The following is a 21,579-nucleotide window of genomic DNA, read 5'->3' as shown; positions in this document are numbered from 1 at the left end:
TGTGCAAGTCTTATTTATAATATTTCATTATTTCCTCAGCAATTTCTTTAAATATTGGAGCTGCTTTAATTCCTCCAATATCGCCATTTTTCACAAACACAGATATGGCATAGACTGGTTTATCATACGGCACAAAGCCTGTGAACCACGCGTGATATATGTTCTTTTCTCTGCTAACTTCAGCCGAACCGGTTTTCCCTGCAGATTTATATTCTGTCTCTGCATTTTTACCTGTTCCATTGGCGACAACATCTCTCATCATTTGCTTTACGCTTAATGCTGTACTTTCACTGATTACTCTGTAGGAGTTCGTCTTATGGAGATTTTCCACCACTGTGCCATTCTCATCTACAATAGCTTTCAAAAAATTTGGCACATTTCTTATACCGTCATTTGCAATTGTAGCTGCAATATCTGCTGCTTGCAATGGAGTCATAGTAACATCGCCTTGACCGATTGAAAGATTTCCTATGCCTGCACCGTATGTATTATTCAACAAAGGCAATGTACCTACTTGTTCTTCTACAGGTAAATTATCATCTTTTGTAATTCCGAACTTTTTTGCCATATCAATTATATTGCTGCCTCCTGTTTTTTGTCCAATTTTTATAAAAGTAGTATTTGATGAAACTTCAAATGCTTTATTCATATTTATTAAACCATTCGATTCATCCATGAAATTATGATAAATTACACCGTCTATATTTATATATGGCTCGTCAATAAAAGTGTCGTATATATTTACTTTTTTATTTTCCAAAGCCGCAGATGCCACTATAATTTTAAATATAGAACCCGGCGGATATTCAATCAATGCTTTATTCAACAATTCTTCATTTTTACTGTCAAGGTAACTACTTATCTTGTTTTGATCGTAGTTTGGCCTTGAAGCCATAGCTAAAATATCGCCATTTTTCACATCCAATACAACCGCCGCTCCATTTATCTTATTTTTATCTAAAATATCTTCTACTGCTTTTTGGATATGATAATCCAATGTAGTTTCAACGGAAAATACTTTATTTTGAGAGTTTATAATCTTTACACCTAATCCTTTTAAATAATCGTTGTAATTATCTTTAAAAACGGCAACAGATTCATTTCCGCCAGAGCTTAACGTTTTATTAAATGTGTTTTCCAATCCATAACTTATTGTTCCATAATAACCTATTACATGCCTTGCTAAAGAATTAGAATCATATCTCTGAGGTGTATCCATCTTAAAGAGTCCAATTGGTAAATTTCCTTTGTATGTATATTTACATTTATATTTAATAATATCCTTTTCAGAATTTAGATCTTTATATATTTCCATGTCTGAAATTTCCGTTATTTTATTTAAAATTATTGACGCCGTTTTTTTGTTTACAATCATACCTGGTATAGCATAAATATATTCTGTATAAGTTCTATCAGTAAAAGGTATTAAATTTCTATCATAGATTTCACCTCTTCTCTTTTCTAAATTTAGGCTCTCCATCTTCTGTTGGACAGCAATTTTAGCGTATGTTTCTCCTTTTATATATTGAATATAGAATAATCTCATTAGTAAACCTAATATTAATAATGTTATAACAATATTTAAAGCAATAATTCTAGTACTTTTTTTATACATAAAAAAACTCCTTTCTAGGATTATTATTCCCTTAAAGGAGTTTCGCATACGCAAATTAAGCTTTTTTCCTTAACATGTAGTATTTCCCAACTTTCCTCTCTAATGGTATTTTAACTATCATTTGTGGATGTGGTGCAACTTCTATTTCATTCCCATCTGCATCATACATCCTATTGATAACCTCAGTAAACATATCACGCGGGCCAATGATTTCAACCTCATCACCTAAAAAGAATCTATTTCTTTGTTCCACTACTGCAAATCCATTTTCTTCGTCATAATCGAGGACCATTCCTACAATATTGTAATTTCTTATATATGACGATGAATTATAATTTTGTGATTCAGTTCCCGGCTTTCCAAAATAAAATCCAGTCGTAAAATCTCTATTGCTAACTTTGCCTAATTCTTCTAAAAGTTCTTCGTTAAAAACGTATTTATCACCAAATTCTAGGTAATCATCTATAGCCTTTCTATATGCTTTTGTAACAACAGCAACGTAATATGAGCTTTTGTTTCTGCCTTCAATCTTAAGACTAGTTGCACCCGCCTTTATAATATCTGGAATGTATTTAATCATACACAGGTCTTTCGAATTCATTATATATGTTCCTCTGTCGTCTTCTTCAATGCTCATATATTGACCAAGTCTTTTCTCTTCAACAATATAATATTTCCACCTACAAGGATGTGTACATTCACCTTTATTTGCATCTCGACCTGTTAAATAATTGCTAAGCAAACATCTGCCCGAATAAGAAATACACATTGCTCCATGAACAAAAACTTCCAATTCTAAATCATTAGGCGTCTTTTCTCTGATTTCTTTTATCTCTTCTAACGACAACTCTCTTGCCAAAACTATACGCTTTGCTCCAAGGTCGTGCCAAAAATTTGCACTTCTATAATTGACATTATTTGCTTGTGTACTTATATGAATCTCAAGTTTTGGTGCAACATCCCTTATTACTGAAAAAACCCCAGGATCCGAAACTATTACAGCATCTATACCAGTTTTGCTTACTTCATAGATGTATTCAGGCAATCCCACAAGATCTTCATTGTGAGGGAAAATATTCACAGTTAAATATGCCTTTTTCCCATGCTTTTTAATATATTCAACCGCATATTTAATCTCATCCATGTTAAAACCAACTGTAGCTCTAAGTCCATAGTTGCTTCCACCAAAATAAACAGCATCAGCTCCATAATTTATTGCAATTTTTACTCTCTCTATATCACCTGCAGGTGATAACAATTCAACCATTTTTTCACTCCTTTACGCTTATAGACAATCCATCACCTATAGGAATAATCGACGTAGATATTCCTGTTTTGTTCAAAATATATGAAATAAAATCCCTCATCCTGTAAACTATTGTCCTGCGTTTATGTTTAACATGTACTTCATTAACTACATATCCTTTATACAAAATATTATCACAAATCAAAACACCATTATGTTTCAATACTTTTAAAGACTCATCAAAAAACTCTTTGTAATGTCCTTTTGACGCATCAATAAAAATTAAATCATATTTTCTATTAAGACAAGGTAAGACATCCAATGCATCGCCTTTTATAAGTTCAACCCTATCTAATAGAGATGCTTTAAGAAAATTCTCTTTTGCCATCTCAGCCATATCCATGTCTTTCTCGATGGTAAGAATTTTACAATTTTCATAAGCTAATAGCATCACGATAGAAGAATAGCCAATGGCTGTGCCTATTTCTAAAATATTTTCTGGTTGCTTGATTTTTATAATTGTCTCCAAAAATTTCGCAACTTCAGGTTTTACGATTGGAATAAAATTATCACTTGCATAACTTTCGATTTCTTTAAGCAGCCCTTGATTTACATCAAACAATTGCCTTATAAATTTTATGTCGCTATCCATCATAAACGGCACCTCTAAATCAATTAACTTTTTTTTCCGCATTCAACTGATCTATATAAGTCTTGCTAAAAATATGAGAACCGTCATTTTGAGCCACATAGTAGTAATAATCATGCTTTGCAGGGTTTATAGCTGCTTTTATGGATTTTAAACCCGGATTGCTAATTGGCCCTATTGGCAATCCATAGTGCAAATAAGTATTATATGGTGAATTAACTTTTAAGTCATCAAGAGATAATTTATCTTTGTGCTCTCCTAAAGCATATTCCACAGTAGCGTCAATCTGCAATTTCATGTTTTTATTTAGCCTGTTGTATATTACACCAGCAATAAGTGGTCTATCTTTGTCTATTTTAGCTTCTTTCTCAATCATTGAGGCTACTATCACAATTTTGTCTGTAGTCATGCCAACATTCGTCTCTTTACCTTTTATATAAGATTTATATATTTCGTCAAATCTTGACAGCATAAGATTTATAATATCATGAGCACTGGTTCCTCTTTTTATAATATATGTGTCAGGAAAAAGATATCCTTCTAAACGGTCTGGTCTATCTTTTGGAATATCTTTTAAAAATTCATAATTAAACACACCATTTTGAGCTTCATCCATAAAATCGCTTTTCTTTACTATTCCCATCTGTTGCAAGCGGTCTGCAATCTGACTTACAGTAAATCCTTCGGGTATAGTAAATTTAACAGTGTCTAATACAACCTTTCCTTCTTTCAGCTTCTCAATTATCTCATCCGTAGTCATGTTAGAACTTAAAAGATATTTTCCGGCTTTCATTTGGACGCCATCATCGTAAAATTTTGAACGAAAAATAAAAAACCACTCGCTTCTTATTAAGTCTTTGTTTCGCAAAATCTTAGCTATTTCTAAAGTAGACGCACCTTGCGGTATGACAACTTCTTTTTCAGTAGGGTTATTATCAACAGGCTTAAATAGACTCTCATAATATATAGCCGCTGATATGATAAAAAAAACTACAATAACAATCATAACAAGCGATCTTTTCTTTACTTTCCCCTTTACATTTATCATCATGAGCTCCCCTTAAAAACAAAAATCGACACTTTATACAAAGATTATATAATTATATACAAATAAAAACAAGTAAGGTTTTATTCTTACTTGTTTTTACTTATTATTTCAAATTAACAACATCCATTATAATCTTTGTAATATCATCCATTATACGAGAAAAACTATACTCAGCGGAAAGGTAAGCATTTAATTCAGGATTGAGACTTAATATCTCATAAAGCTTCTTTAACTTTTCTTCATCTTCTTTTGTAACTTCTTCTCCAGTTAATTCTTTAGTTTGAATTTCTAATTGTTTCTTTCTAAAATCCTCCAGCATTTTTTTATTTTGTTCATTAGATTCAATTTTTTCAAATGCTTCTTTAAATGCTTTATATTCAGGCAGCTCTTCAATAGCTTTTTTTAATTCATATGCTTTATCATATACATTCATATTTCAATCCTCCTATATTTCCATTATTATTGGCAATATCATTGGATTTCTCTTAGTCTTTTCATACAAAAAGCTGCTTAAACATTCTTTTATCATCGTCTTTATTGACGACCATTCTGTTATATCATCCTTTTCACATTGTAAAAGAGTTTCTTTAACTAAATTTTTAGCTTGTTCCATCAAATCTTCTGACTCCCTGACATATACAAATCCTCTTGATATTATATCAGGTCCAGCAATTACGGAACCTTTTTCCTTAGAGATTGTTACAACAACTACCAGCAATCCATCTTGAGAAAGGTGTTTTCTATCCCTCAATACGATATTACCTACATCGCCAACACCCAATCCATCTACTAACACTTTGCCAGCAGTCACAGAACCGGCAATTCTTCCAGAATTTTTCGTAAACTCTATAACCGTACCGTTATCGGCTATAAATATATTTTTAGGATCCATACCAAGATCTTCTGCCAATCTAGCATGTTGCTTTAAATGTCTATATTCTCCGTGTACGGGAATAAAAAATTGTGGCTTTATTAGTGTGTGGAGTAATTTAATCTCTTCTTGACATGCATGGCCAGAAACGTGTACATCCGCTAATGCATCGTATATTACTTCAGCCCCTTTCTTAAAAAGCTGATTAATCACCCTTGATATTAACTTTTCATTACCCGGTATCGCAGATGCAGATATTACAACTGTATCACCTGGCACTATCTCAACTTTTTTATGTTCAGACGATGCCATTCTTGTCAGTGCCGACATAGGTTCACCTTGGCTACCTGTAGTAATAATAACTACCTCACTATACGGAAGTTTATTGGCTTCATCAATATCTATAAAAGTACCTTCCGGTATGCTTAAATACCCTAATTCATTAGCAACATTGATGACATTAATCATACTTCGTCCTGATATCGAAACTTTCCTTCCATATTTGTACGCTGAATCAATTATTTGCTGAACACGGTGAATATTTGATGCAAATGTTGCAACGATTATGCGCTGCTCCGCTCTTCTAAAGATATTGTCAAAAGTATCACCGACAGTTTTCTCAGACATTGTATAACCCGGTCTTTCAATATTCGTGCTATCGCACATCATTACAAGCACGCCTTGTTCTCCAAGTTCAGCAAATCTGTGAAAATCTGCTACTTCTCCTCCTATCGGCGTAAAATCTATTTTAAAATCACCAGAATGAAATACCGTACCAATAGGCGTATGAATAGCAAGTGCCGCCGAATCAGCTATGCTATGAGATGTTCTTATAAACTCTACTTTAAGCTGTCCAAATGTTACGGTTTCACGAGGCTTCACCGTTACCAACTTACTATCTCTTAAAAGCCCATTTTCTTTTAATTTATATTCAACCAGACCCAGCGTTAAACGTGTTCCGTATACAGGCACATTAAGCTGCCTTAAAACGTATGGTAATGCACCAATATGGTCTTCATGTCCGTGTGTTAAAACAATAGCTCTAACTTTTTCTTTGTTTTTTAACAAATATGAAATATCCGGAATAACAAGGTCTATCCCCAGCATCTCATCATCAGGAAAAGCAAGACCACAGTCAATGACTATAATGTCATTTCCGTATTCAATCACAGTCATGTTTTTCCCTATTTCGTTCAATCCGCCCAAAGGTATAATTTTTAATTTTGTTTTATTTGTCAAATACATATCTCCCTTCTTTTTTATATATTGCTAATAATATTTTAATCAACGACAATAAAACATTACCCGTACACACACTAATTAATTGTATTATACTTTATTTGGTGGTCATCTTCAAGTAGATATAAAAAAATTGAGCCTGTCAATCCGACAGGCCTAATTTTTATTTTGTTTACATTTACTGCAATATCCAAAAAATTTTACATTATGATCGACAATTTGAAAATTTTTTGTATTCTCTATAGCATCTTCTAAATTTTCTAATAGGTCTTCTTCCATTTCTATCACACTTCCACATTTTAAACAAATTAAATGATGGTGTTGATGGTCTTCATTATGATAAAGCTCATATCTACTTCTTCCATCGTCAAAATTTAATTTATAAATTACTCCGAGTTCATCAAACAGTTGCAATGTCCTATACACTGTTGCAAGACCTATTTCAGGATATTTTTCTTTAACTAGATCATATATTTCCTCAGATGACAAATGTTTTTCACGATTTTCTATTATAACGTCAAGTATTGCCCTTCTCTGTGTGGTCAACTTAAATCCCTTTTGCTTCAAATTCTCCTTTATATCATCTATTTCGTTCACTTTTTCACCACCTTACATTTTATCTATTTATAAAAGTTTATGCTTAACATTCTCAATTGTCAACTATTTTTATAAAAATAAAATCAATTTTTAGTCGAATATAATCCTATATTAGCACAGAAACAGATATATTTTCAATTGAAACTAAACAAAAATTTCATAAGCACTTAATTATTTGAAAAATGCAGGCATTTATTGGCTTAATACTATTCTTTTTGAAAATTAACATATTTATAGTGATAATATAACGGTTAGATGTGAGAAATTAGCAATTTAAAATGGTGTTATTTCCCAGGTAATATTTGTAATAATTAGAGATTTTAATTTTTCGCTAATATTAAAAAAGATATACCTAAATAGGTATATCTATTCGTTGTCGTGGTCATGATCACAGTCATCATCGCAACAATCACAATCATACTCTTCCATCAATTCATTATATGCTTCTACTACATCATTAAATTCATCTTCGTCTTCTATCCCAACGAATATGTCTTCGCCATTTTCATCTTGTTCAACTCTCAAAATATATGCGTCATCACTATCGCTATCAACCGGTGCAACAACAGCATATCTCGTATCATCAAGTTCAAAAGATGAAATAAGTTCAAAGTCTACTTCATTTCCGTCCTCGTCAATAAGCTCAATAATGTCATTATTAAGTTCGTTATCCAAAAAAATCACCTCATTTCTTCTATCAGGATAATCTCATTGTATTATACAAAAAATTTCCTGTCAAGTTAAATTAATTTCCTTTTATGATCAAGATATCCCTGTAAAATAATTGTTGCGGCTAATTTGTCTATAACTTTTTTCCTCTTATCTCTTCTCATATCTGCGCCTTCAATAAGCATTCTGTTTGCCTCAACCGTCGTTAATCTTTCATCCCACAACAATATAGGCAAATCTATTTCTTTTTTCAGAATTTCCACAAAATTAATGACCTTCTGCCCTTGAGGTCCTATAGTTCCATTCATATTTTTAGGAAAGCCTACAACAATTTCTTCAGCTTTGAAACTATTTATAATTTTATTAATTTCTTGTATATCATCATCTAGATTTGACCTTTTAATAGTTTTTATTCCCTGTGCTATTAAACCTGATGGATCACTTATAGCAACTCCAATCGTCTTATCGCCAACATCTAAACCTATAGTACGCAATTTTATTCTCCCCAATCAAATGCAATATGCCCCACACCACAGTGTGAGGCTAAATTCTATTTTTCAAGATAATTTTTAACAAGTTCTTCTACTAATTCATCTCTTTCAATCTTTCTTATGAGATTTCTAGCATTTTTATGGCTAGTGATATATGTAGGATCACCTGATAGAATATAACCCACTATCTGATTTATAGGATTATATCCCTTCTCTAATAAAGCATCATAAACTGACTTTAATATATCTTCAGCTTTATTGTCTTCATTTTCAAAATGAAATCTTACGGTTTCATCATTGCGGTCAGTCATTTTTATCACCTCTATGGGATTTTCATTTAATATATTATACGTTTATAATATATTAAATGATGAACACAAGTCAAGTTTAAGTTTATATTGTTTGAAGTTTTTCCTTAACCAACATTTTTGATACGTTCAAAGCTTCGTCAACTTTATCTAGGTTATTACCAACGCCTTGTGCCATATCAGGTCTTCCGCCGCCCTTTCCTTCTGCAACTTGACACACTTCTTTTATAATAGTTCCAACATTTATACCAAATTTAACTGTGTCTTTTGTAGCCATTCCTACAAAATTAATTTTTCCATTTCTTATTGTGGCAAATACTAAGACAGCACTCTTTAATTTGTCTTTAAGTATATCGCCCAACATTTTCAGTTCATCTACATCTAAATCATTTAGTACAGCGCTAATAAATTTCACCCCATTAAAGTCCACTGCTAAATTAGCTAATCTCTCAGATGTAGACAAAACAATTTTTGCTTTCAACTGCTCTATCTGTTTTTCATAGTCCTTTATAGTTTGACTCAACCCAATAATCCTATTCACAATGTCTTTCTCATTAACTTTAAGGATTTGACCAACATTAGCTATTATTTCCTCTTTTTCATTTAAATACTTTATTGCATTTATCCCAGTTACAGCTTCTATCCTCCTGATACCTGCAGCAACACCACTTTCTGAAATAATTTTGAACACTCCTATATTTCCTGTATTATTTACATGAGTTCCTCCGCATAGCTCTTTGCTGTAATCTGATACATTTACGACTCTGACAACATCACCGTACTTTTCTTGAAATAATGCCATAGCGCCTTTTTTTAATGCCTCATCTTGTGACATAATTTCAACCGAAACATCAATGTTTTCGTATATTTTCTCGTTAACCTCATTTTCTATTGTCTTAATTTCTTCATCAGTAAGTGCTTGATAATGGGTAAAATCAAATCTGAGCCTTTCTGGTGTAACCAGAGATCCCGCCTGATGTACATGATCGCCTATAAACTTTCTTAATGCGCTATGAAGCAAATGTGTTGCAGTGTGATTTCTAGCTGTACTAAGTCTATTCTTCTTGTCTATCAAAGCTTCAACTGTGTCACCTACGCTTAAAATACCTCTTTCAACAGTACCTATATGAACAAACTTGTTTCCACCAGCCTTTTTACAATCTTTTATATTGACAAGAACATCTTCATTTTTTATAACACCTTTATCACCAACTTGCCCACCGCTTTCAGCATAAAATGGCGTCACATCCAAAACCACATTTACTTCTTCTCCAGCTTCAGCAGAATCAACAAGCTCATTATCCTTTATAATAGCCAAAACTTTAGCATCTGACTTTACTGAGTCATAGCCTACAAATTTTGTTTCTATATCTTTCAGTGTTGAATAAATGTCTTTTTCCCAAAGAGCATTGTCTTCTTTCCTGCTACTTCTAGCCCTTAATCTCTGTTTTTCCAACTCTTTTTGGTATTCATCTTCATCTACCGTCATACCTGACTCATTAAGTATTTCTTTTGTAAGTTCTATAGGAAAACCATAAGTATCATATAATTTAAATGCCTTATTTCCTTCAAGGACAGTTTTCCCTTCGGATTTAAGATCGTTTATATACTCATCAAGTATACCTAACCCCTGATCAATTGTTTCTTTAAATCTTTCTTCTTCTTTTTTTATTACTTTCTTTATATAATCTTTCCTTTCTATAAGTTCAGGATATGCTCCAGAATAATGCTCTACAACAACATCTACAACATTATGTAAGAATGGCCTATCAAGTCCTAATAATTTTCCATATCTTGCAGCTCTTCTCAATATCCTTCTTAAAACATATCCTCTGCCTTCATTTGATGGCAATATTCCATCAGAAATCATGAAAGTAACCCCTCTGATATGGTCAGTTATAACCCTTAAGGATACATCGTTTTTCTTGTCGTCTCCGTATTTCACGCCCGCCATCTCGCCAACATAATCAGTAATCCCACGTATAACGTCAACGTCAAAAATGCTATCAACGCCCTGCATAATTGTAGCCATTCTCTCAAGCCCCATACCTGTATCTATATTTGGTTTTGGCAATGGGTTGTAATTACCCTCTGAATCTTTGTCAAACTGAGTAAATACAAGGTTCCAAAATTCTATGAATCTGTCGCAATCACAGCCAACGCCGCAAGTTGGCTTCCCACAACCCTTTTCCTCACCTCTGTCAAAATATATTTCAGAACACGGCCCACACGGACCTGTGCCAATCTCCCAAAAATTATCTTCTTTACCCATTCTGACGATTCTCTCAGGCGGAAGTCCTACAACTTTATTCCATATATCGTAAGCCTCATCATCGTTTTCATATACAGTTACCCATAGTCTGTCTTCCGGCAATTCCAAAACCTTCGTCACAAACTCCCACGCCCATGGTATTGCCTCTTTTTTAAAATAATCGCCAAAAGAAAAATTGCCCAGCATTTCAAAAAAAGTCCCATGCCTTGCCGTTTTTCCAACTCTATCTATATCAGGAGTTCTAATACACTTTTGGCATGTAGTAACTCTTTTTCTTGGTGGAATTTCCTTCCCTGTAAAATACGGTTTCAAAGGAGCCATTCCCGCGTTAATAAGCAATAAACTTTTATCATTTTTAGGCACAAGTGAAAAACTTGGCAATCTTAAATGCCCTTTACTTTCAAAAAAACTTAGATACTTCTCCCTTATCTCATTCATTCCGAGTTTTTCCATATATATCCTCCTTAAGTTTACAAAAAAACGTCCGCAAGGGACGGCAAATACCTTCTCTTTTTATGTATATTTTACAAGAAAGCCTAATTAAAGTCAACAATTGCTATTATACCTCGATAAAAACGTCTTTTAATATAACTTTAACCATAGCCACAACAGGAACAGACAAAAGCATCCCCCATATCCCAAAAAATTGTTCTCCAAATAAAAGTGCAACTATTACAGTTATAGGATGCAGATCTACGCTATCGCTCATGATTTTGGGCGCAAAAAATGCGCTTTCAATTTGCTGTACTAAGAAAAATATGATAAATGCCCAAATACCTTTGTAAAGAGAATCAATAAGTCCCATCATAATGGCAGGAATAGATCCCAGTATTGGTCCAAAATATGGTATTATATTTAAAATTCCAGCTAAAATACCTATCAACACTGAATATTTTACTTTTATTATCATAAGTCCTATTGATGTAAGGATAGTTACAACAACAGAAATATATATTTGACCTCTTATGTATTTACTCATAACACCGTCTAAATCTTTTAATATCTTTGAAAATCTTCCTCTCATCTTCTCAGGAATTATCTCTTTTATCTCACTTTTTAATATATCTTTATCTTTTAATAGATAAAATGTAATGATAGGTGTCAATATCAAATTTAATATATGACCTGTCAGTGAAATAATGCTTTGTATTGCTGCATCTATCATGAATGCAATTTCTTTATTGAGCATATTAGTACGTTTTACCAGTACAGTGCTAAATTCTTTTGGCATATATGCTAAATAATTATTTTTGATATCATTAATTTTATATGTTAGATCATCAATATATCCGGGAAGCATTTTAAAAAGATTTGACATTTCATTAGTTATTATTGGAAATATAAATAACACAGTTAATACTATAATACATAACAACAAAAAATATACAATTATTATCGATTGCACCCTTTTTATGCCTTTATCTTCAAAAAATAATACAAAAGGATTCATAAGGTAAGCAATCAAAATAGAAATAAAAATAGGGAACAATATTTCTTTGATTTTATCTATATTTTTAAATGCAAAATACAAAAAAAGAATTACAATAATTATTGTTATGATATATGTAATATATTTTTTGTTTATTCTCATGTAAAACACCTTTTAAAATAAAAGGGCTAAAAGCCCTTTACATTTTATTTGCTCTACGAGCAATCTTTGATAAAACAATCTGAATCATTTGCATTGCCTTTTTCGAACTGATTTTCGGTATAATAAATGCTGTCAACGCTGCACCAGCTAAAAAGCCCTTTATATATTTGCCCTTGTCTTCCATTTTAACCCTCCTATTTCTAAACTTTAATCAGATTATTAAGTCCACCTCTCGTAAAAAACATTGTCCCATCTTTGATGATTATTTTGCCATCAAATTTCTCAATGCATTCTATGTTGACAATTTTTAGCCCTTTAAATAGGTCAAATGAAAATCCCCTGCTAATCTCTGCATAAAGTATTATTCGCTCTTTTTCATCTAATATCAAGTCATATATCTTTCCCCAATAGTTGCCCCTATTATCATAAACATCCTTATTTATTATGTCGTTGCTGCCATTTTCCACATCATTTATAGATTTCACATCTAAATCTTTTATAGCATCTTTATTATTTATATACACCTGTTTATTTATACTTATTATATTTTTATTTTCGACTATCTTTGATGATTTTAGTATTCCACCTTCTTCTATAAGTACACCTTTTATTTTGCCCTTTAAGTCGCCATATAGCACATTTTTGACGGAACCTATTATCTTATCATCTTTTGAGGATATTATTGGCATACCTATAATATCTTTTACAAAAATCACAATAATACCCCCTTCAAATTTCTTTCTTGTATTAATTTTGCCCTACAAAGATAAAAAAATACACTTTATAAAGTGTATTTTTGGGTACTATTTGATAAACAATACATCTGCCACCAATTTAACCAGAATATTCATATTTGTGTATCTTATTTATTGCAAAAAATAAAATTAATTCAAATAACAGGCTTACGGCTCCTGCATAAAATGCTATACTAATACCTCTATTTTCTGCAATAGCACCGATTGAAATGCCACTTAATATTTCCCCTATAGAACCAGCCATACTATACACCGATAACATAGTTGCCCTATATTGATCATTTAGTAATCTATTTAGATAATAATCCATGATTGGTTCATAAACACCTGTGAACAATCTAAACAAGATAAATACTAAGATTTTAATTTCACTTTTATCGCTTTTATAATTTATGTAAATCAAAAAAACAAAATTTATTACTCTATTCCATCCTTTGTAGTTACAAAGTATTTCTGCTCACCATATAATAAATAATTTTTAAAAAACAATATTACAACAAAGTTTACAGAAGCACATATAATGATATTTATCCAACTGGGAATTTTGTCAAATAAAATTCCAAATATCATTTGTCCTAATGGGGTCACTATCATTAAACAAGTACTTATCGTCGCTATTACTCTCCCCATCAATTTTAAAGGTATTTCTATTTGCAACATAGTAGTCAAAGCTATATTCCCAATGGATGTAATTAATCCGACAAAAAATATTATTATCATTAAACTTATGTATGGTTTAAGAATGTAAGAAAATCCCTGCAAATAGATAGGAGAAATTATAAATGACAATAAAAAATATAATATGGAAACCGAAAATATATCTAAAAATAATATTTTACCTAATTTATATTTTTTTGTAATTATACTAGATATGAATGGTGATACAATCATAGAAATTGCAAATGTAGATTGCAAAATCCCATATTGATAATCTGTAATTTTTAATATCTGTTTCGATATATATGTCAACCCCACAGATAATATAGGATTTGATGTGAAGTTAATAATTATACCTATAATTAATATATTCAAAATTAGCCTTTTACTTTTAATAAAATCAATACCCGTTAAGAAGTCATTTAAAAACGAATTTAGGTTTATTTTTTCTGGTTTATCATTTGTTTTCTGTATTTCTAACTTAGACTCACACATAAATGAAAGAAGAAAACTTATAGCATTAATTGTCAATATTATGAATATATTAAAAACTTCTAATAAAATACCAGCTATAACAGGTGAAATCAAATTTGCTATATTCATAAACATCGTATTAGCACCATTAGCATCCGCTAATTCATAATCTTCTGCAATGGAAGGTATAACTGCTGCTATTGCAGGATTAAACATTGAGGAAATAGTAGAAAGTAAAACTGATAAAATATAAATTTGAGTTAATGTTAAAACACCATTTATTTTATAAATGACAGCATAAATTGCAACAATTGCTGCGCTTAGTAAATCTAACATCATAAGTAATTTCTTTCTATCAAACCAGTCGGCAATGACACCTGCAATATTGCCAAATATTATTTGAGGTACTAAAGTAATAGCCAATACTGATGCAAATTTTGTTGCAGATCCCGTAATTTTTAAAACGTACAACGACAATGCAAAATTTTGCATTTCACTTCCAATGAGAGATACAAATTTCCCGGTAATAAGAAATAAAAAATTCTTTTTTCTAAAGGTAGAGAGATTCATCTATTTACCTCCAGTAAGTATTTATATCAATTAATACATCTTAAAAGTCAAACATGCCTTTAAAGCCTGTCTTTTTCTTATTGGCTGTAATTTATTGTTCCTGGTTTTTGTGGAGATTAAGTATCAATTGCCAAACTGGTTAATAATTCATTACCTATCAAATCCTCCGTTCATAAAATAATTTAACTCTGTTCGCATTTACTAAACAATTTTAAATAATAATAGTTAATGATAAAATATCCTTCTATTAAAACAACTGAAATTATTAAAGAAGCTATTTGGAAATAATATTTTTTATCGACTATTGCCATAATCGGAAAATCGTAATTAAAATGCATTATGCAAGCTAAGTAAATATTGTTAGTTCTTAAAAATAAATAACTAAAGTAAATACCAGATATAAATACTTGTAAAAGCATATAAATATCATAATTTTGCATTGAAAGATGTCCAATTGAAAATAATATATTTGTTAATATTATACTAAATATTGTTTTCAGAGTATTATTTTTAAAATTAGATATTTCAAGAATTTTTAAATAAAGTATTATTCTAAATAAATACTCTTCTGCTAAAGCAACCAACATAAATAAAGCTACTTGTAATATTGCGACAATATAATCTAATTTACTCCATTCTTTAATAGCATATTTAAGCTCAGTCCATAAAAAATTATTGCTGAATATACTTAGTGCATACTTAGTACATATAAATAGTAATATTGTAAAGGCAATTAGTTTTATAATTGCCTTTATAGATATCTTTATATATTTCGTATATTTAAACCTTTTTAGCAAATATAACGTCAAAAACAACATCAGAATTTGTATAGTATAATTATAAATTAAATTACTACTTATTCTAAGAAATGGATCATTATCTTTTAAATTAAAAAAATAGTATATACCTTCAAACAAATATGTCATTATAAATTTAGAAAAATATAAAGCCATTTCAAAAATACAGAATATTAAAATTAAAACACTTAATTTTTTTATCATATATCTCACCTTATTGTTCAATTTTATTTTCAAAAACTATTATTCAATATAACAAATTCCTGGATTTTATTATAGTATCTTTATCTTTTTTTGTAAAAGTAGTATAATATTTAAAAATAATTGTAATATTTCACCAATGTAATATACTTCTCTAATTTGCGTTTTTCCTTATACTTTTATATGTCATCAATTAAAAAATACAAAATTGTAACTGATAGTTACAAGGTGGTGTTATTGTTGGATCTTTATATAGGCTCTAAAATAAAGTCTTTGAGGCTCCAAAAGAAAATTTCTCAAAGCGTATTGTGCGATAATTTTATGAATAGAGTTGTTTTAAGCAGGATTGAGAATAATAAAGCTTTACCTTCCTTAGAACAACTTATTCACATATCTGAAAGGCTTGAAGTACCTTTAAGTTATTTTATTAGCGACGTCAAATACGATAAATTGATAGAATATGCTGATAACTCATCTTCTATCATCGGTGATTTATTTAATAACCAGAATTATTATGAAATAGTAAAATTAATCGAGTACAATCATAATGAATTTTTAAAAATACAAGATTTTAACAAATATTATTATGCTGGCGCATCTTTTTTTAATATAAAACTATATAATGATGCTTTGAAATATCTAAAAAGATATGTTAATTTATTTCTTAAATCAAAGGAAGATATTCAAAAGTTAAATATAGACAATTTTTGTCAGGCTTTAAATATACTATTTAAAATAATGCTTAAAAATCATGATTATGAAAAAGGAATATGCTATTTAGAACTGGCTAAAAAATATTTATGCGAATTTGATTCTTTGAACCATTCTATCTGCTTTATTATACATAATAATCTTGCTTATCTATATCTTAATACTAACCAATTTCAAAAGGTTATAAATTTGCTGGAAAATTTTATTAATACACATGACAATTTTATATACGTAAGAGCAATGCCCCATATTTATATGTCTTTAAACATAGCTTGCTATAATGTAGGTGATTATGATAAGTCCATTAAATACATCGAAAAGGCAATATTGTTGTTTAAGTTTTTTGATGATGAATATGATGCTGGAAGATGTCATCTAAACTATATAAATTCTCTACGATATAGCGGTAATTTTGATAAGGCTTTTGAAGTAGTCAATAGATGCAAAGGTGAATATAAAAAATATGATAAGCTATACTTAAGCTTTTTTATTCAAGAAATGATATTATTTTTTAATATAGGCAATTACGAAAAAGTAATGGAGATTTCAAGTAATATAGAAGTCCACCAACTCTCTGAAATGAGTAAACACAATTATGAATTTATGATGGGCCATATAAAATATTTGCATAATGACTTTAATAGTGCCTATAATTTGTTTAAAAAATGCGAGAAGTATTTTTTAACACAATACTATTATCGCGATTTATTGCTGCTTTATGATGATTTATATAATATAACAAAAGACATTTCTTATAAAGCAAAGCAAAATGAAATCATGAATAAAAATGGGAGAAAAAATATTGTGATGGTTCAGCAATGAATCCATCACACGTAATTATACAAGTTTTTTCTTCTCTTTAATCCTTTCAAAAAGTGGCGACATCTGCCTCAATCTATCTACTATTTTAGGCAGTTTGTTTATTACTGTGTCGATTTCTTCTTCCGTATTTTCTTCTCCTATGGTAAGTCTCAATGAACCATGGGCTATTTCTTCTGGCAGTCCAATCGCTAATAGTACGTGAGATGGATCAATGCTTCCTGCGGTACATGCAGAACCGCTGGATACGCAGATTCCTTCCATGTCAAGACTTAATATAAGCGATTCGCCATCAACAAATTCGAAAGAAACATTGACATTTCCAGGAAGTCTCTTTATTGGATGTCCATTTAAGCGAGTATACGGTATTTTTAGTATCCCATCTATAAGTTTATCTCTAAGTCTTGTCAACTTCTTTATGTGTTCATCGATGTTTTTAGTAATAAGTTCTATCGCCGTGCCAAATCCTACAATTCCAGCCACATTTTCTGTCCCTGCCCTTCTATTTCTCTCCTGCGCTCCACCTTGTAAAAGTGTATCAATTCTTAAGCCTTTCCTAATGTAAAGTGCTCCAACTCCTTTAGGTCCGTATATCTTATGTGCTGACATTGACAACATATCAACATCCAAATTTTTTACATCAATAGGTACATTTCCAATTGCTTGTACTGCATCTGTATGAAACAATACGCCTTTATCATGTGCCACTTTGACAAGTTCTTCTATTGGTTCTATTGTACCTATTTCATTGTTTGCATACATTATCGATACAAGTATTGTATTATCTTTTATTGCTCTTTTTAATTCATTTGGATCTACTAATCCATACTCATCTACAGGCAAATAAGTTATTTCAAATCCTTGATTTTCAAGGTATTGGCAAGTATGCAGTATTGCATGATGTTCTATATTTGATGTTATTATGTGATTGCCTTTGTCTTTTAAGGCATATGCAGCACCTTTTAAAGCCCAATTATCTGACTCTGTACCTCCGCTTGTAAAAAAAATCTCATCTGAATTAGCGTAAATTGCATTGGCTACTTTATCTCTGGCTTCTTCAATTGCCTTTTTGGCTTCTTGCCCATAAGAGTAAAGCGAAGACGGATTGCCAAAGCGATTGCTTAAATAAGGCATCATTGCATCTAAAACTTCTTTTTTAAGTGGAGTAGTAGCTGCATTGTCGAGATAAATCCTATTCATAAAAACCTCCTATATATAATACATGTAAGAATTTTTCTGAATCATTTTTTTATAATCATCAACCATATCCTGTAGCGTGATCGAATCAATCACTTTGTTTATAGCATCTCTAATTTTTTCTAATACAACTTTTGTTGGACATCCACCTGATCTACTGCATTCAAACGGTATATCCTCTACAACACAGTCTGAAGGGGCAAGTGATCCTTCCAACGTTCTAATAACATCACCTACAGTAATCTTATCAGGCGGAGCCGATAACATATACCCGCCTTGTGCTCCACGTATACTTTTTACCAAATCAGCTTTTCTCAAAACAGCAATAAGCTGTTCTAGATAATGTTCTGATAAGCCTTCATTTTCTGCTATAACCTTTAATGATATAGGTCCCTCACCATAATACAAAGCGAGCTCAAACATAGCTTGAACTCCATATCTCCCTTTTGTTGATAATTTCATATAGACCCTCCTTAATGCCGACTATTTTGCTCGGATTTCTATAAAATAAGATACCATTATAATATAGTTTTGTCAACAATTTATATAACATATAAAAGTCAAATTTTATTATCTCCCTAAAAATAATAATTATCCTTCTGTATCACTGCTCTCTCTTAGGAATCTAAGCCATTCAGATATTTTCTTTTCATACCCCATTGTAGATGGATTGTAATATTTTTTTCCTATTAATTCATCCGGTAGGTATTGTTGTTTTACATAATGATTTTTAAAATCATGTGCATACTTATATCCAACACCACGTTTTAAATTTTCAGCACCTTTATAATGGGCATCCTGAAGGTGCTTTGGAACAGCTCCAGTTTTTAAATTTTTAATGTCATCAAGCGCACTATCTATACCTATTATAGTTGAGTTGCTTTTAGGTGCACAGGCAACATAAATTGCAGCTTGTGCAAGTATTATTCTGCCCTCAGGCATCCCGATTTGATTTACTGCTTGCATAGCAGATACTGCTATATTAAGCGCATTGGGATCTGCATTTCCAACATCCTCTGCTGCACAAATAACTATTCTCCTTGCTATAAACAGCGGATCTTCTCCGGCGTATATCATCTTTGCAAGCCAGTACAATGTAGCATCAGGATCAGACCCCCTCATACTTTTGATAAAGGCGGAAACAGAATCGTAATGATTGTCACCATCTTTGTCATACTTTAAAGCCTTTTTTTGAATGCATTCCTGAGCAATTTCAATGTCTATGTTAATTACTCCATTTTCATCTCTCTCTGTAGTTAAAAATGCTAGCTCTATTGCGTTAAGTGCAGCCCTTGCATCACCATCAGAATATGTAATTATATGATTTAACGCATCATCCGTGATCTTAATCTTTTCATTTCCAAGTCCACGCTTTTCATCATTTAAAGCTCGTAAAATTATTTCTTTTATATCCTCATTGCTAAGTGGATAAAGTTCAAATATCATTGATCTAGATACTAAAGGACGGATAACCTCAAAATATGGATTTTCAGTTGTGGCACCAATCAAAATTATTGTTCCATCTTCAACATACGGAAGCAGTGCATCCTGCTGCGATTTATTAAATCTGTGTATCTCATCAACAAATAATATGGTTCTTTTTCCATACATAGATAATCTATCTTTTGACTCATTTACTATTTTCTTTATATCTGTAACTCCTGATGTTACAGCATTTAATTTTTCAAAACTAGATTTCGTCGTATTAGCTATTATATTTGCAAGCGTTGTCTTACCTGTACCAGGAGGTCCGTAAAATATTAACGATCTGACTCTATCCGCTTTTATAGCTCTATATAGAAGCTTGTCATGCCCTAATATATGCTTTTGACCAACAAACTCATCAAGAGTAGTTGGCCTCATGCGATCTGCCAACGGCGCATTGTTTTTTCTAAAATTGTTTTGTGCAAATTGAAACATATCCATGATTTTCACCTTTTACAAACTTTATTCATACATCAGCATTATTATACTATACATATGTATGTATATAAAAGCGATTGCAAATAAAAAATGCCATCAAAAATGATGACATTTATCCACCAAGTGTAATATCTTGTTTTGAATACCATTCAAGGGCATCGTACAGATGTTGAGGCTTAAAATCCGGCCAGTAATCATCAATAACATAAAAATCGGAATATATCGACTGGACAGGCAAAAAACCGCTTAGCCTTCTTCTCCCACCCCATCTTATAATCAAATCTATTCGTGAAATATCTTTTGATGAAATTAAATCTAGTATATCTCTTTTTTCTCCATTGCTTAAAGCTTTTAATGCACTATTCAAATCCCACTGCCATCCATAATTAACAAGAAAATTGACTTTCATTTTCCCCTCACCGATTGTCTTACGGCTTAAATATGGCAGCAATTCTTTTGGAAACATAGGAGAATTATAGTTCCCTATGACTAAAAGATCTGCATCTTCTTTTTCTAGCATTTTAACAGCGTCAATACAGGCTTTTTTAAATGCCTCTGTCTGAACAGAAGGGCGTTTTGTGTTATCTTGTGTAAAACCATAAAATGTTAATTCTTTAACACCAAGCTCACGGCATAACCTGTAAAGTACAATTCCAGGTTCCAATCCATATGAATAGCCTGCTTCTTTAGGCATATTTCTATTTTGTGCCCAACGCCTATTTCCGTCAGGAATAATTCCGATGTGATTTGGTATGCGATACAATTTTGTCCTCCCTTTCATTGTTGAGTATTCTCGGCAACTTCTGTTGCCTGATATAACTGAATTTCAGGAGACATATTTTAAATTTATCCCCCAAAATTTCATTCTGAAATCATTTT

The 21,579-nt window shown here is 31.3% G+C and carries 22 protein-coding genes; 1 reads left to right on the top strand and 21 read right to left on the bottom strand.

Annotated features, from left to right (window positions below; genetic code table 11):
• Positions 1-10: 10 nt before the first annotated feature.
• From J2Z80_RS12895 to J2Z80_RS12815, 17 genes are all read right to left on the bottom strand, one after another.
• Positions 11-1,615: a peptidoglycan D,D-transpeptidase FtsI family protein gene (locus J2Z80_RS12895; protein ID WP_209454748.1), complete on the bottom strand. Its 1,605-nt coding sequence runs from the start codon at positions 1,613-1,615 to the stop codon at positions 11-13.
• A gap of 55 nt (positions 1,616-1,670) precedes the next feature.
• The gene (locus tag J2Z80_RS12890) at positions 1,671-2,882 is read right to left on the bottom strand and encodes a peptidase U32 family protein (protein WP_209454747.1); all 1,212 of its coding nucleotides are present in this window, start codon (positions 2,880-2,882) and stop codon (positions 1,671-1,673) included.
• Between the two features lie 4 nt (positions 2,883-2,886).
• Positions 2,887-3,516: an O-methyltransferase gene (locus J2Z80_RS12885; protein WP_209454767.1), complete on the bottom strand. Its 630-nt coding sequence runs from the start codon at positions 3,514-3,516 to the stop codon at positions 2,887-2,889.
• A gap of 16 nt (positions 3,517-3,532) precedes the next feature.
• Positions 3,533-4,558 carry an endolytic transglycosylase MltG gene (mltG, locus tag J2Z80_RS12880; protein ID WP_209454746.1) on the bottom strand — a complete coding sequence of 342 codons (1,026 nt, stop codon included), beginning with the start codon at positions 4,556-4,558 and terminating at the stop codon, positions 3,533-3,535.
• 103 nt (positions 4,559-4,661) lie between these two features.
• Positions 4,662-4,991, bottom strand: coding sequence for a YlbF family regulator (locus J2Z80_RS12875; protein ID WP_209454745.1), 330 nt, complete (start codon positions 4,989-4,991; stop codon positions 4,662-4,664).
• A 12-nt stretch (positions 4,992-5,003) separates the two neighbouring features.
• Positions 5,004-6,674 carry a ribonuclease J gene (locus tag J2Z80_RS12870; protein WP_209454744.1) on the bottom strand — a complete coding sequence of 557 codons (1,671 nt, stop codon included), beginning with the start codon at positions 6,672-6,674 and terminating at the stop codon, positions 5,004-5,006.
• 150 nt (positions 6,675-6,824) lie between these two features.
• The gene (locus J2Z80_RS12865; RefSeq protein ID WP_209454743.1) at positions 6,825-7,265 is read right to left on the bottom strand and encodes a Fur family transcriptional regulator; all 441 of its coding nucleotides are present in this window, start codon (positions 7,263-7,265) and stop codon (positions 6,825-6,827) included.
• Between the two features lie 366 nt (positions 7,266-7,631).
• Positions 7,632-7,940: a DUF1292 domain-containing protein gene (locus J2Z80_RS12860; RefSeq protein WP_209454742.1), complete on the bottom strand. Its 309-nt coding sequence runs from the start codon at positions 7,938-7,940 to the stop codon at positions 7,632-7,634.
• A 65-nt stretch (positions 7,941-8,005) separates the two neighbouring features.
• Complete coding sequence (ruvX, locus tag J2Z80_RS12855; RefSeq protein ID WP_209454741.1) at positions 8,006-8,428, bottom strand: Holliday junction resolvase RuvX; 423 nt, start codon at positions 8,426-8,428, stop codon at positions 8,006-8,008.
• Between the two features lie 56 nt (positions 8,429-8,484).
• On the bottom strand, positions 8,485-8,736 hold the full coding sequence (locus J2Z80_RS12850) for an IreB family regulatory phosphoprotein (RefSeq protein WP_209454740.1): 252 nt from the start codon (positions 8,734-8,736) through the stop codon (positions 8,485-8,487).
• Between the two features lie 82 nt (positions 8,737-8,818).
• Positions 8,819-11,458 (bottom strand): alanine--tRNA ligase, encoded by a 2,640-nt coding sequence (alaS, locus tag J2Z80_RS12845; protein ID WP_209454739.1) that lies wholly within the window; start codon positions 11,456-11,458, stop codon positions 8,819-8,821.
• Between the two features lie 106 nt (positions 11,459-11,564).
• Positions 11,565-12,596, bottom strand: coding sequence for an AI-2E family transporter (locus J2Z80_RS12840; protein WP_209454738.1), 1,032 nt, complete (start codon positions 12,594-12,596; stop codon positions 11,565-11,567).
• 37 nt (positions 12,597-12,633) lie between these two features.
• On the bottom strand, positions 12,634-12,780 hold the full coding sequence (locus tag J2Z80_RS12835) for a hypothetical protein (protein WP_209454737.1): 147 nt from the start codon (positions 12,778-12,780) through the stop codon (positions 12,634-12,636).
• A gap of 16 nt (positions 12,781-12,796) precedes the next feature.
• Positions 12,797-13,312, bottom strand: a complete 516-nt coding sequence (locus J2Z80_RS12830) for a PRC-barrel domain-containing protein (protein WP_209454736.1) — start codon at positions 13,310-13,312, stop codon at positions 12,797-12,799.
• A 118-nt stretch (positions 13,313-13,430) separates the two neighbouring features.
• A complete protein-coding gene (locus J2Z80_RS12825; RefSeq protein WP_280953199.1) occupies positions 13,431-13,754 on the bottom strand; it encodes an MFS transporter in 324 nt (107 codons plus the stop codon).
• A gap of 14 nt (positions 13,755-13,768) precedes the next feature.
• Positions 13,769-15,052 (bottom strand): MFS transporter, encoded by a 1,284-nt coding sequence (locus J2Z80_RS12820; protein WP_209454734.1) that lies wholly within the window; start codon positions 15,050-15,052, stop codon positions 13,769-13,771.
• Between the two features lie 182 nt (positions 15,053-15,234).
• Positions 15,235-16,053: a CPBP family intramembrane glutamic endopeptidase gene (locus tag J2Z80_RS12815; RefSeq protein WP_209454733.1), complete on the bottom strand. Its 819-nt coding sequence runs from the start codon at positions 16,051-16,053 to the stop codon at positions 15,235-15,237.
• A gap of 228 nt (positions 16,054-16,281) precedes the next feature.
• Between J2Z80_RS12815 and J2Z80_RS12810 the strand changes: the two genes are divergently transcribed.
• Positions 16,282-17,583, top strand: a complete 1,302-nt coding sequence (locus J2Z80_RS12810) for a helix-turn-helix domain-containing protein (RefSeq protein WP_349292608.1) — start codon at positions 16,282-16,284, stop codon at positions 17,581-17,583.
• A 15-nt stretch (positions 17,584-17,598) separates the two neighbouring features.
• On the opposite strand, the gene nifS is transcribed toward J2Z80_RS12810, so the two are convergent.
• From nifS to uppS, 4 genes are all read right to left on the bottom strand, one after another.
• Positions 17,599-18,780, bottom strand: coding sequence for a cysteine desulfurase NifS (gene nifS / locus J2Z80_RS12805; protein ID WP_209454731.1), 1,182 nt, complete (start codon positions 18,778-18,780; stop codon positions 17,599-17,601).
• Positions 18,781-18,789: 9 nt separating this feature from the next.
• Positions 18,790-19,239, bottom strand: a complete 450-nt coding sequence (locus J2Z80_RS12800; protein WP_014758845.1) for an RrF2 family transcriptional regulator — start codon at positions 19,237-19,239, stop codon at positions 18,790-18,792.
• A 129-nt stretch (positions 19,240-19,368) separates the two neighbouring features.
• The gene (locus J2Z80_RS12795) at positions 19,369-20,703 is read right to left on the bottom strand and encodes a replication-associated recombination protein A (RefSeq protein WP_209454730.1); all 1,335 of its coding nucleotides are present in this window, start codon (positions 20,701-20,703) and stop codon (positions 19,369-19,371) included.
• 109 nt (positions 20,704-20,812) lie between these two features.
• On the bottom strand, positions 20,813-21,463 hold the full coding sequence (gene uppS / locus J2Z80_RS12790; RefSeq protein WP_209454729.1) for a polyprenyl diphosphate synthase: 651 nt from the start codon (positions 21,461-21,463) through the stop codon (positions 20,813-20,815).
• Positions 21,464-21,579: the final 116 nt, after the last annotated feature.

Origin of the sequence: Thermoanaerobacterium butyriciformans (assembly GCF_017874545.1) — a bacterium.
Taxonomy (GTDB): Bacteria; Bacillota; Thermoanaerobacteria; order Thermoanaerobacterales; family Thermoanaerobacteraceae; genus Thermoanaerobacterium; species Thermoanaerobacterium butyriciformans.
Note: the sequence above shows the minus strand (reverse complement) of the source record. Positions and strands in the feature narration are given on the sequence as shown.

What these genes read in the sequence shown, in the direction of transcription:
- J2Z80_RS12870 (WP_209454744.1), bottom strand. Translation starts at nt 6,674, where the DNA reads ATGTATTTGACAAATAAAACAAAATTAAAAATTATACCTTTGGGCGGA.
- J2Z80_RS12875 (WP_209454745.1), bottom strand. Translation starts at nt 4,991, where the DNA reads ATGAATGTATATGATAAAGCATATGAATTAAAAAAAGCTATTGAAGAG.
- J2Z80_RS12890 (WP_209454747.1), bottom strand. Translation starts at nt 2,882, where the DNA reads ATGGTTGAATTGTTATCACCTGCAGGTGATATAGAGAGAGTAAAAATT.
- J2Z80_RS12800 (WP_014758845.1), bottom strand. Translation starts at nt 19,239, where the DNA reads ATGAAATTATCAACAAAAGGGAGATATGGAGTTCAAGCTATGTTTGAG.
- mltG (WP_209454746.1), bottom strand. Translation starts at nt 4,558, where the DNA reads ATGATAAATGTAAAGGGGAAAGTAAAGAAAAGATCGCTTGTTATGATT.
- J2Z80_RS12815 (WP_209454733.1), bottom strand. Translation starts at nt 16,053, where the DNA reads ATGATAAAAAAATTAAGTGTTTTAATTTTAATATTCTGTATTTTTGAA.
- nifS (WP_209454731.1), bottom strand. Translation starts at nt 18,780, where the DNA reads ATGAATAGGATTTATCTCGACAATGCAGCTACTACTCCACTTAAAAAA.
- J2Z80_RS12885 (WP_209454767.1), bottom strand. Translation starts at nt 3,516, where the DNA reads ATGATGGATAGCGACATAAAATTTATAAGGCAATTGTTTGATGTAAAT.
- J2Z80_RS12850 (WP_209454740.1), bottom strand. Translation starts at nt 8,736, where the DNA reads ATGACTGACCGCAATGATGAAACCGTAAGATTTCATTTTGAAAATGAA.
- J2Z80_RS12795 (WP_209454730.1), bottom strand. Translation starts at nt 20,703, where the DNA reads ATGGATATGTTTCAATTTGCACAAAACAATTTTAGAAAAAACAATGCG.
- J2Z80_RS12840 (WP_209454738.1), bottom strand. Translation starts at nt 12,596, where the DNA reads ATGAGAATAAACAAAAAATATATTACATATATCATAACAATAATTATT.
- alaS (WP_209454739.1), bottom strand. Translation starts at nt 11,458, where the DNA reads ATGGAAAAACTCGGAATGAATGAGATAAGGGAGAAGTATCTAAGTTTT.
- J2Z80_RS12820 (WP_209454734.1), bottom strand. Translation starts at nt 15,052, where the DNA reads ATGAATCTCTCTACCTTTAGAAAAAAGAATTTTTTATTTCTTATTACC.
- J2Z80_RS12835 (WP_209454737.1), bottom strand. Translation starts at nt 12,780, where the DNA reads ATGGAAGACAAGGGCAAATATATAAAGGGCTTTTTAGCTGGTGCAGCG.
- J2Z80_RS12895 (WP_209454748.1), bottom strand. Translation starts at nt 1,615, where the DNA reads ATGTATAAAAAAAGTACTAGAATTATTGCTTTAAATATTGTTATAACA.